15 protein-coding genes are annotated in these 10,034 nt (G+C 64.4%); 14 read left to right on the top strand and 1 reads right to left on the bottom strand.

Translation table 11 applies throughout. From position 1 onward, the window contains the following. Positions 1 to 144: 144 nt before the first annotated feature. The 13 genes from H7A85_RS20275 to H7A85_RS20220 all read left to right on the top strand — a co-directional run bounded on the left by H7A85_RS20275 (position 145) and on the right by H7A85_RS20220 (position 7,796). The gene (locus H7A85_RS20275) at positions 145 to 594 is read left to right on the top strand and encodes a hypothetical protein (RefSeq protein ID WP_182422353.1); all 450 of its coding nucleotides are present in this window, start codon (positions 145 to 147) and stop codon (positions 592 to 594) included. Beyond that, on the top strand, positions 591 to 1,013 hold the full coding sequence (locus H7A85_RS20270) for a hypothetical protein (RefSeq protein WP_182422352.1): 423 nt from the start codon (positions 591 to 593) through the stop codon (positions 1,011 to 1,013). Before H7A85_RS20275 ends, H7A85_RS20270 begins: the two co-directional genes overlap by 4 nt. A gap of 5 nt (positions 1,014 to 1,018) precedes the next feature. Next, the gene (locus tag H7A85_RS20265; protein WP_182422351.1) at positions 1,019 to 1,369 is read left to right on the top strand and encodes a hypothetical protein; all 351 of its coding nucleotides are present in this window, start codon (positions 1,019 to 1,021) and stop codon (positions 1,367 to 1,369) included. Further along, entirely contained in the window at positions 1,369 to 2,028 is a 660-nt protein-coding gene (locus tag H7A85_RS20260; protein WP_182422350.1) for a hypothetical protein, read from the top strand. Before H7A85_RS20265 ends, H7A85_RS20260 begins: the two co-directional genes overlap by 1 nt. Further along, entirely contained in the window at positions 2,025 to 2,489 is a 465-nt protein-coding gene (locus tag H7A85_RS20760) for a hypothetical protein (protein ID WP_210270278.1), read from the top strand. The genes H7A85_RS20260 and H7A85_RS20760 overlap by 4 nt, the downstream gene beginning before the upstream one ends. Next, positions 2,486 to 2,836: a DUF1353 domain-containing protein gene (locus tag H7A85_RS20255; protein WP_210270277.1), complete on the top strand. Its 351-nt coding sequence runs from the start codon at positions 2,486 to 2,488 to the stop codon at positions 2,834 to 2,836. Before H7A85_RS20760 ends, H7A85_RS20255 begins: the two co-directional genes overlap by 4 nt. A gap of 101 nt (positions 2,837 to 2,937) precedes the next feature. Then, the gene (locus tag H7A85_RS20250) at positions 2,938 to 3,102 is read left to right on the top strand and encodes a hypothetical protein (protein ID WP_182422348.1); all 165 of its coding nucleotides are present in this window, start codon (positions 2,938 to 2,940) and stop codon (positions 3,100 to 3,102) included. A gap of 91 nt (positions 3,103 to 3,193) precedes the next feature. Continuing rightward, positions 3,194 to 3,808, top strand: coding sequence for an Ig domain-containing protein (locus tag H7A85_RS20245; protein ID WP_182422347.1), 615 nt, complete (start codon positions 3,194 to 3,196; stop codon positions 3,806 to 3,808). Between the two features lie 3 nt (positions 3,809 to 3,811). After that, positions 3,812 to 4,861 carry an SGNH/GDSL hydrolase family protein gene (locus H7A85_RS20240; protein ID WP_182422346.1) on the top strand — a complete coding sequence of 350 codons (1,050 nt, stop codon included), beginning with the start codon at positions 3,812 to 3,814 and terminating at the stop codon, positions 4,859 to 4,861. Positions 4,862 to 5,049: 188 nt separating this feature from the next. Next, a complete protein-coding gene (locus tag H7A85_RS20235) occupies positions 5,050 to 6,147 on the top strand; it encodes a hypothetical protein (RefSeq protein WP_182422345.1) in 1,098 nt (365 codons plus the stop codon). Positions 6,148 to 6,278: 131 nt separating this feature from the next. After that, on the top strand, positions 6,279 to 7,184 hold the full coding sequence (locus H7A85_RS20230; RefSeq protein WP_182422344.1) for a hypothetical protein: 906 nt from the start codon (positions 6,279 to 6,281) through the stop codon (positions 7,182 to 7,184). A gap of 14 nt (positions 7,185 to 7,198) precedes the next feature. After that, positions 7,199 to 7,576: a hypothetical protein gene (locus tag H7A85_RS20225; RefSeq protein ID WP_182422343.1), complete on the top strand. Its 378-nt coding sequence runs from the start codon at positions 7,199 to 7,201 to the stop codon at positions 7,574 to 7,576. A 1-nt stretch (position 7,577) separates the two neighbouring features. Continuing rightward, positions 7,578 to 7,796, top strand: coding sequence for a hypothetical protein (locus H7A85_RS20220; RefSeq protein ID WP_182422342.1), 219 nt, complete (start codon positions 7,578 to 7,580; stop codon positions 7,794 to 7,796). Positions 7,797 to 7,874: 78 nt separating this feature from the next. Here the strand turns inward: H7A85_RS20220 and H7A85_RS20215 are convergent, their stop codons facing one another. Next, a complete protein-coding gene (locus H7A85_RS20215; RefSeq protein WP_182422341.1) occupies positions 7,875 to 8,825 on the bottom strand; it encodes a zinc-binding alcohol dehydrogenase family protein in 951 nt (316 codons plus the stop codon). 58 nt (positions 8,826 to 8,883) lie between these two features. Here H7A85_RS20215 and H7A85_RS20210 point away from each other — a divergent pair, with 58 nt between their 5' ends. Continuing rightward, positions 8,884 to 9,846, top strand: coding sequence for an AraC family transcriptional regulator (locus tag H7A85_RS20210; protein WP_244631303.1), 963 nt, complete (start codon positions 8,884 to 8,886; stop codon positions 9,844 to 9,846). Positions 9,847 to 10,034 lie beyond the last annotated feature (188 nt).

Raw genomic sequence — 10,034 nt, 5'->3', positions numbered from 1 at the left:
CACCTGCCGCCGCGCTATGGCCGGCTGCGCCACCCCAACCCGCTTCGCCGGCCACCTCAACCGTGGTCGCCAAACCTACCATGCATTAGATTTGAACCGGACCACCTGATAGGGGCAGGCCAGCTGACGCAGAACGCCTTCACGGTGTTCGACGACGACGTTCGCATCGCGGCGCTGGACGTTCGGATCTTCGACGAGGGGAACCCGGATGGGGTCATCGATCTCGGCCGGCTCCTGTGCATGGCCGGCTGGCAGCCGACGCGCAATCCATTGCTCGGCAGCGGGCTCGGGATCGAGACCGATACGGCGACCGAGAAGTCGCAGTCGGGCGCCGAGAGCTTCGATCGGCGTGAGCCCTTCCGCGTCTACACGCTGAACTACGGCTACCTCCCCGAGCAGGAGGCGCTGGATCGCGGTCTCGAGATGGCGCGCCGCATCGGCATCGACGGCGAGGTGTTCGTCGTCAACGACTACCGGCCCGCCAACCTCCACCGCCTCAGCTTTCTCGCTCGGCTTCGGCAGCCGCCGGTTTGGGAGCGGTCGGCGCCACGCTTGGCCAACATCTCCTTCCAACTCAAGGAACGGCTTCCATGAGCCTGACACCCGACGAGAACGCATCCGGCGATCGACTGCTGCAGGTCAACGACGCTCCATGGGATCGGCTGAAGAACGCCTTCGGTCTCGGGCGCGACGGCTACAGCCGGGGGGTCTTCACTGGCGCTCTGCACGACATGGTCATCTTCGTGCGCGGCGCGGTGTCGCTCATCGCGGCCAAGGTCTCCGCGATGGAGACGATCGCCACGCGGTTCGAGGCGGCCGTCGCGGCGATCCAGACCGGTCCCGTTACCAGCGTCAACGGGCAGGTCGGGGCGGTGACGGTCGACACCTCACTTCTGGAAGGCGCCGTCGACGACAAGCTGGCCGAGGTCGACACCGCGCTCGCCGACGTCGCCGCCGCCAACGCAGCGATCCGCACCAACGCGGCCGCCTATTCCCTCGCCTTCGGAGGCTGAACCCCATGCCCAACACCGCAGCCACCGGCGGCGCGTCGCTGACCACCCAGCTCACCACCGTCGTCGCCAACACGGCGGCCGACGCCAAGGTGCGCACCTACGAGATCGCGCTGTCGAACATCAAGACCTATGCGACCGACAGCGCGCCCGATCCGCAGGTGCCTCAGTGCCTCCTGATCGACGCCAGCGCTTCGAACGTCTCGCGGCCGATCCTGCCGACGAACGTCATCGTCAGGCGTCGCGATGCCATCTCGCGCCGCGTCGTGCTCGATCCCGGCGACAGCCTCCAGATCAGTGCTTCGGAGGCCAGCGCGATCTACGCGCATGTGCAGAAGATCTTCGAGGAGCCGGCTTGATGGACGTGTTCGCTATGGGCGTTGGGCGCCCCTTCGATCGTTTGTCCGATCGCGCTGCCTCCGGGATGTCGCAGAAATCGACGGTAACTATTCTCGCCGAGTTCAACGGCCCGAGCGCTCCGGCCTCGCCTTGGTCGGGTGCCTCTCAAACCTTCATTGTACCGGAAGGCGGGATCTACACGATCTATGCGTGGGGACGTGGTGGTCGCGGTCGTGGTGTCAGGGGTTCGGGAACAGCGTCCGGGGGCGCGAGCGGGGCGGCGTGCAAAAAGGTCGTCGAACTCGATAGGGGTGTGCAGCTTGCGTTGAAGATCGATGCCAGCGGCAACGCGACGGTCGTGGGTTCGAGCGTCAACATGTCGGCGGGCGCCGCAACCGATCAGACGCCGGGAATCGCCTCCGGAGGGGATATCAACCTTCAGGGCGTTGCCAACTCCGGCAGCAATGGCGCCTCGGCTCCTGGCTTCTCCGAATTGCCCGGCGGCACGCGGTCGCAGGGCGCCAGCAGTTCGAGCGGCGATGCAGCTTCGCAGAATGCAGGTCATCCAGGTGCTGGTTCCGGTGGTGCCTTTGCGCCGGCTAGCAGCGGCTATACCGCGACCCCAGGCTCGCCCGGCGGCGCGCAGATCGTTCTTGTTTACGCGGAGGCCAACGGATGATCGACCTTTACCGTCGCCACAACGGCCCGCCCGAGAAACTGCCCGCCGTCGCCTACACCGACGAAGGCTGGTCGCGCACGGATCTTGCCAACCAACCGGACAGCCGCAGGGAGCTCGGGTTCGTGTTCTTCGCCTCCTATGATCCCGCCACGCAGCACATCGTCGAGGACGGCGGGACGTGGCGGATCGAAGCCATCGGCGGCGAGCCGGTGCCGGGACAGGTGTTCTCCGTCACCATGCGGCAGGCGAAGCTTGCTCTTCTCGGCGCGAAGATCCTCGACCAAGCCGACGCGGCCATCGCGACCATGACCGGCGACGACGGGCGCCGGGCGCAGATCGAATGGCAGTCCGCCACCGTCCTGCGGCGCGATCATCCGCTCGTCGCCGGCATCGGGGCGGCGCTTGGCCTCGACGACGCGGCGATCGACGCCTTGTTCGTGGCGGCCTCCAAGATCGCGTGAGCGCCTACACCGAAACCGTCGTCGTCTTCGAACGCCTCGACGGCATCCTCTATCGCCAGCACGGGCGCACGAGCTGGGAGATCGGGGCGAAGGGCTCCGGCTTCTGGGTTCATATCGACGACGGGACGGTGTTCGACGTCTCGATCCCGTGGGCGCTGCGCTGGGCGTTCGACCCGCACGACCCGCGCTATCTGAAAGCGGCGGCGCTCCATGACGAGCTCCTGCGTCGCGGCTTCGATCGCGTCACCGCCGCTGGAGCGTTCAACGCGGCGCTGGCAGCGGATGGCGTGTCTGCGGTCCGGCGCTTCGTGATGGTGGCGGCCGTCGCGTTCTATCGGTGGCGGTAACGTGAAATTAACCTGTGGGCGAGTGCTCACACGCAAGGATTGTTGTGCCAGAGTGCCGGTTCTGACGTAGCGTCAATTTCGCACACAGCGAAGGGACTCAGATGCCTAGCCTCCATACGCAGCGCCGGCGATTGGTTCGAGCGATCGTCAAAGCTCAATACATCTCCCTCGAGATTGGATCGGTGCCGGTCAGCAAGTCGCTCGATCTCGCACTCGTTGCCGCCGAGGCCGGCGAGGCGGACCGCACCCCCAACCCTGCCGCTTGACGGTCCGCGTCAAGCGAGCCCGGCCTTCGAGCCGGGTTTTTTGTTGTCCATCCCGGCGCCCTTGTGGCGCCTTTTTCATGAGGTGAACCCTATGGCCAGTCGCGCGCAGCAACTCGGCGGATATGTCGGCGCCGGCATCGTCACGCCCCCGGCGCCCGGGCTAGAGCTGATCAACAGGCCAGCGACTTTGAATGTCGGCAGCGCAGTCCGGTACATCCCGCAGGTGGCGGGCGGCACGGGCGCGAAGACCTTTGCCCTCTCGGGAATGCTGCCCTCTGGCCTCGCCTTCGATGCGGCAACCGGCACGATCAGCGGCACGCCCTTGGTGGCAGGCTTCCTCGATGTTGTCCTCACCATTACGGACGCCGCCGGCAAGCTGTTCACCGAACGGCTGCTATCCGACATCAGTGCGGTGGCGATTGTCGATGCCGGCTTGAACGTCGGCCGTCGTCCTACAAACCGGAAGGTTGCGATCCTGGGGCACTCGAAGATCGCGCAGAACTCCATCGCGCGTCGCTTCATGGCGCACGGGTTCATGACGCATGCCCGGTTCCGCTCGCGCCAGCGCTGGACCTATGAGCCGGAATTCAACTACGGCGTTCCCGGTGATCTGCCGGTGGCGGGAACGCATGGCAGCGTGGACTATCCTGGTATCCTCAATCGCCTGCTTGGGTCGGTGGACGCCAAGTTCGGCGGCGTGCCGTAAAACATGCTGCGGACCTGCGATGCCTCGGTGTTCCTCCTGCAGATCTTCACCAACTACTGGAACCTTGCGACGGCCACGGCAGCGGAAGCGATCCAGATCGCGCAGCTCGTTCAGGATATTCTCCTGCGCGCGGGACGCATTCCCATCTGGATCACCGACGATCCGCGGGGCGACAGCGTCGGCACCGGCATGCGCCTGTCGGCCGCGAACCTCCTGAACGCGCTTGCCCTGCGCCATTGGATGCTGCGCCAGCGGGCGGTGCCCGGCGTCTACGTGATCGACAGTTGGGAGGCGCTGGCGAACCCCGGCTCCGGTGTCGGCGACATCCTGACGGGCTACACCTTCGACCCCGGCCTGCATTTGAACCAGAAGGGGGCGCGCCGCCTCGGCCGGCTGGTCTCGCGCGTGCTCGACACGATTTTCGAGCCGATCAACATTCTGCCGGCCAGCAACGCAGATCGCTGGAGCGCGGTGAACCTCACCGGCGCCTTGAACACGAACCCGTTCTTCACCGGCACGGGAGGCTCGCTCAACGGCCACTCCGGCCAGATCGGCGACGGCTGGGCGGCGGTGCCGACGGGTAACGGCATCACATTCGCCTTCGCCAAGGTGACGGGGGCCACCGCCTTTAATGGCCAGCCTTACACCGATCAGGAGGCGAAGGACTGGCAGCAGGTCACGATCGGCGGCACGGCAACCAACACGAACGACGTGGTGGTGCTGGCGCAGACGATCACCGGCCTGACGGTCGGCGACGTTCTCCGCGCCGTCGGTGAGTTCGAGTTCGATAGCCTCGTGAACGTATCGAGCCTCAGCCTTGCGATCTACGACAGCACGAACACCGTGATCCTGGCGGAGGACTTCTCCAACACCACCGACATCGTCAGCCAGGTGATGGAGAACGTCGCCATGGACGGCGTGATGCGGACCCCGGCGACGCTTCCGCTCACGGCCAACTCAGCGCGCATTCATATCCGCGTCCGTCCTGCCTCGGCAGCGGCGATCTCGGGCGTGTTCCGGGTGCGTGCGGCCTTCGCTCACAAGTCGCAGTAGCCGACGGATACCCAACGCCTGACCAGCTGTCAGTGGCCATGGGGCAGACTTATCGGCCACTGTTTCGTCGGGATGACACGGCGAACTCCGCCCGGTCGGTGACCCCTATAAATCACAATGGACAACATCTGCACGTTGTGTTTTCTGCTCACGCATTAGTCATGACGTCGGCTTAGAAAACGGTTGGCATGACGGTTTTGGGGGATTCGGGCATGCCAACAATCAACGCGACTGCACTCACGACCCTTGCTGGTTTCTCCAGCGGAAGTAGCTTCAACCACGTACATTCTTACAACCCTGCCTCAAGCATTTTCGCTGGCGGGATCTTTGAGATTTTCGCTGGGATAGTAGAATTCAACGTAGCAGATCTCGGGCGCATCTCGACGGCATCCCTTCAATTTATTGAAGAATCTCTGATTGGCGCCTCGTCGATCAACGTCAGCTTCTACGAAGGTGATGGCGTCGCCGAACTTGCGGATGCGACCGGGAACACCCTTCAGCCCCTGACCCAGATCATCGCTGGGTCACCAACGTACACTCTCGACCTGACGAATGCTTTGAGGCTCGCTCAGACTGAGGGCTGGGACTACCTTGGCATTCGTCTCGACGCCGTGGACGCATCAAACGTTCAGGTTGGGTTTGACGGTTTCGAGATCTCGTACTCCATCGCAGCGGCGACCCCTTCCAAGCCTGTGAATCCAAACCCGACCATTCTCGGCACGACGGACGACGACGATCTGTCCGGCACCGCGTTGGGCAACCTAATCTCGGGTGGGCTGGGCAACGACACCGTGTCGGGCTTGGAGGGCAACGATAAGATCTACGGCAACCAAGGCTCGGATGTCCTTTTCGGAAACCAGGGCAACGACACGATCTTTGCTGGTCAAGACGCCGATACGGTCTACGGCGGCCAGGACGCGGACGAGATCTACGGCAACCAGGGCGATGACGTCCTGTTCGGCAATCGCGGGGCCGACTTCATCCACGGCGGACAAGGTAACGACACTCTGTATGGCGGTCAGGATGACGATACGCTGAACGGGGGCCTGGGCGACGACATCCTCGTCGGCGGGCTTGGGTCGGACGTGTTCCGGTTCGCGGCCAACTCGGGCAACGACATCATCGTCGACTATAGCCAGGCTGAGGGTGACCGGCTCGACTTCCAGGGTCAGACTTACACCGTGCAGGACGTCGACGGCTCGGCGGTTTTCACGCTGTCTGGCGGTGGAACGGTGGTGTTGACCGGCGTCACTGCAGAAAGTCTGGACGCGGGCGCTATCGCCTGATCAAGCCGGCCCAACCTAACCCATAGACGAAGCCCGCCCGGTTCACCGCGGCGGGCTTTTTCGTGGCCCAACTGATGCCCATCCCGCCCGGCCATCGTGCCGGGCTTTTTCATGCCTGAAAGGCTGACACCATGGACCGCAATGTTCCCGCCGGCGCCGCGCGCCTTCTCGACTTCATCCGTGACACCGAGGTCGGCACGGAAGCCCGCGCCGGCTACGACATCATCTTCGGCCACAACCAGGGCAAGCTGCCGAAGGCCGTCACGGCCATGACGGTCGACGAGGTGCTGGCGGCGCAGGGCTCGTGGTCGAAGCGCTTCGGCTCGTCGGCGACCGGCGGCTACCAGTTCATGCGCGCGACGCTCGACGGGCTCAAGTCCGAGCTCAAGCTTCGCGGCTCGCAGATGATGGAGCCGAACCTTCAGGACCGCCTCGGCTACCACCTCCTGAAGCGGCGTGGCTACGAGGCGTTCGTGTCGGGCCGGATCGACCGTACCGAGTTCGCCAAGCGCCTGGCGCAGGAATGGGCCTCGTTCCCGGTCCTCGTCGCTGTGCAAGGCGCGCATCGTCAGCTGACGCGCGGGCAGAGCTACTATGCCGGCGACGGCCTGAACAAGGCGCTGATGAAGCCCGAGGCGATCGAAGGGCTGCTGGCGGAAGTGCTCGAGCTGGCGAAGGCGGACGCGCTCGCGCTGCCCGTCCGACCGGAAGTGGAGATCGAAATCCTGCCGCCGGCGACCGAAGTCGCGATCCCGGCCGCACCCGCCCAGCCAGCATCCGTCGCCGTCGACAAGCCGCTGTCGCCGATCGAGCAGATGAACAAGCCGGTGAAGGGGGCGATCGCGGGCACCGGTGCCATGACGATCGGCGGGTCCATCGTCGTTCTGATGCAGTCGGCCGGATGGCTTCCCGCCGCTTGGGAAAGCGGTGCGCCCGCCGTTGCGCTCGGCGTGTTCTCCGGATGGGCGTTCACGCAGGTCGGCAATTTCCTCGGCGCCTACTTCGCACGCGACAAGCGCTTCCAGCCGAGCGTCTGACAGGACCCCAGCAGATGAATGGCATTTCCCTCGGCGAGTTCGCGGCCGTCATGACTGCCCTTGGCGGCGTCCTGACGGCGGTCTTTGTCTACACCAAGTTCAACACGGAGGCGCAGGCCAAGAGCTATGAGGGGCGGGTTGCCGATCTACAGGCGTCGTTGAAGAAGCTGGAGGATGACGCCGACGAGCGTCTTGCCGAGATCCGGCGGGACTTCGAACGGCAGCTCACCGACGTGAAGCAGGCGATGATGAACCAGGCCCGCACGATCGAGCGCCAGGAGATCATGCTGGCTGACTATTCCCGGCACGTCGGCAAACTGGAGCGCATCATGGCCGGCGCGCAGCTGGCGATCCCCGATTTCGAGACCTCAACCTTTCGTGGAGGCGCATGAGATGCGGACCCGAGACCTGATCCTGATCATCGGAGCGATGGCTTGTTTCACCATGGCGATCGCCACGCTGATCCTTATCAACGGGCAGACGACACACCGTTCGGAGCGGAACATTCAGATCATCTGCGACGAGTTGCAAAAGCTGAACGGCAAGCCGTGCCAGTTGCTCCAGCCGAGCGATACCGAGACCAAGCTGTTCGCGTTCATTCGGCGGCGGTGATGGGTGGTTTTCAGACCGTCCGCTTCCGGATGCCATGCAACGAGAAGCGGACGTGAATTGATGGTCGGGTGCGCTGGCTTACGAGCGCTCGGGGGTCACGACGTAGCGCGTGTCGGGATCGCCGTTCCACGCGCTGCTGATGTCGCGGAGGGGCATACTCTGGAAGGGTGTCTTGAACCCGGCTTGCGGTGCAGCCGCGAGCAACTCGCCTGCCCCCGCCACGAGATCCTCGACGGCGACACTGCCGATGCCGCTGCCCAGTAACTCCAGTCCCGTGCTGCGGAACATGTCGCCGCGTAATGCGATCTCGTCGCCCGCGATCGTTCCGATCTGGACATAACGCAGGCGCGGCTCGCCAAGGCGGGAACCACGGTCCTTGGTGACGGCCCGCAGAACGCGGGTGGCTGGATCACCCCACACGAAGTCGAGCACGACATCGATGCCGCGATCGAACTCATGACGAAGCTTCTCGTCGGCGTCGTCGTCCAAAGCGATCCGCTCGTCGGCTTCGAGTTGATCGAGTTTGGATGGGTTGCGGCCGACAGCCACAACGTGGCTGGCTCCGAAGTGACGTGCGGTTTGGAGCGCCATACCGCCCGACGCACCCGTTGCCCCAAGGACCAGAACGCGCTCGCCCCGCTGGATCCGTGCCCGTCGCGACAAGGCGATCCACGACGCCAGAGCACCCGTGACGAGAGCGGCCGCCTCGTCGCTCGCGAGGGCAACGGGAACGGGAACCGTCATCGCACGTCGCGCCACTGACTGTTCTGCGAGGGAGCCGAACGGAGCACGCGGAAATAGGAAGTAGACGCGCCGACCATCCGCGTCACGGCCGACCCCGTCGACACCCGGCGCAAAGCCGGCTTGTGTCCCACTTGCATAGTGCCGACCGGAGGCCAGCAACCGGACGATGGGACTGATGGCTGCCGCCTCGACGGTCACGACGGTCTCGTCACTGTCCGCTACGGGCTCGGCGAAGTCCTGGTAGACGGGCGCCTCGCCAAACGCATTCGCGACCGCTGCTTTCATGGTCTCAGTCTCCAAAAGGTCAGGAGACCCTTCCTAGACAGGGGCAACGAGGCGAGCCATGTTCACGCGGCCAAAGATTGTTCGCGATCGTCCAGATATGCTCCTTGATCCTTTGTCCCAGGTCCTCGCCCAACTGAAGCCGCGCAGCTACATCACAGCAGGCTTCGACGCGGGTGGGGCATGGGCGTTGACGCTCGACGACCTAGCGGGACGCATCAAGTGCTACGCCGTTGTCGCAGGCACCTGTTGGCTCCGGATGGATGGCACCAGCGCACCGATCCGTCTCGAAGCTAACGACTGCTTCGTTTTGCCGAGTGGACGCGTAGCGCAGATCGGAAGCGCTCCGGACGCCGAGGCGTTGCCAGCCAGTGCGGTTCTCGACCCGAACCGAAGCGGTGAGGTCGTGACCTACAACGGGGGAGGCGACACGTTCCTGGTCGGCAGCCGCTTCGAGGTCGAAGGCTTGACCGCCGAAATGCTTCTACGTTCGATGCCACCCTTGATTCGCATCCGGGCATCAGGCGAGCAGGCAAGGCTTCGGCTCTACATCGATCTCATGATGCAGGAGTTGCGGGAGGGGCGTGCAGGAGCGGGGGCCGTATCGCAGAACTTGTCCCATATGATGCTGGCGCAAGCGCTTCGCTTGTATCTTGAAGACGTGCCGGTCGGCGACGTCGGATGGTTCGCAGCGCTCTCCGACCCTCGCCTTGGTCGCGTCATGACAGCGATCCACGACGAGCCGGCCCATAACTGGACGCTTGTGGAACTCGCCAAGATCGCTGGTATGTCACGCTCAGGGCTCGCCCAGCATTTTGCCTCCCGTGTCGGCGAGGCACCGATCGCCTATCTGACACGCTGGCGCATGACGTTGGCTGCGCGACGGTTGAGGGAAGGGCGCGAAACGGTCGAGCAGGTCGCGCTTGCGATGGGCTACGGGAGCGAGCAGGCATTCAGCACCGCCTTCAAGCGCAACACGGGGAGTTCGCCCCGGCGGTATGGAGCGAAGATCGGTTCGTCCTAAACTATGAGTTCCGTATGTCCGCTAACGGCTTCCAAAATCTTCGGCTGCAAAGGCAACGTTGGGTCCAGGCCGTGTCAAAACGCTGAGCCCGTTGTCGTTTGACGTTTGGGGGCTGACCTGGATGGCTGGGTACTGAGAGACGGCGCACTGCGGCTGCTTTCACGATGGTCGCGGGACAGGGCGATGCG

It is taken from the genome of Aureimonas sp. ME7, from assembly GCF_903970965.1.
Taxonomy (GTDB): Bacteria; Pseudomonadota; Alphaproteobacteria; order Rhizobiales; family Rhizobiaceae; genus Aureimonas.
Note: the sequence above shows the minus strand (reverse complement) of the source record. Positions and strands in the feature narration are given on the sequence as shown.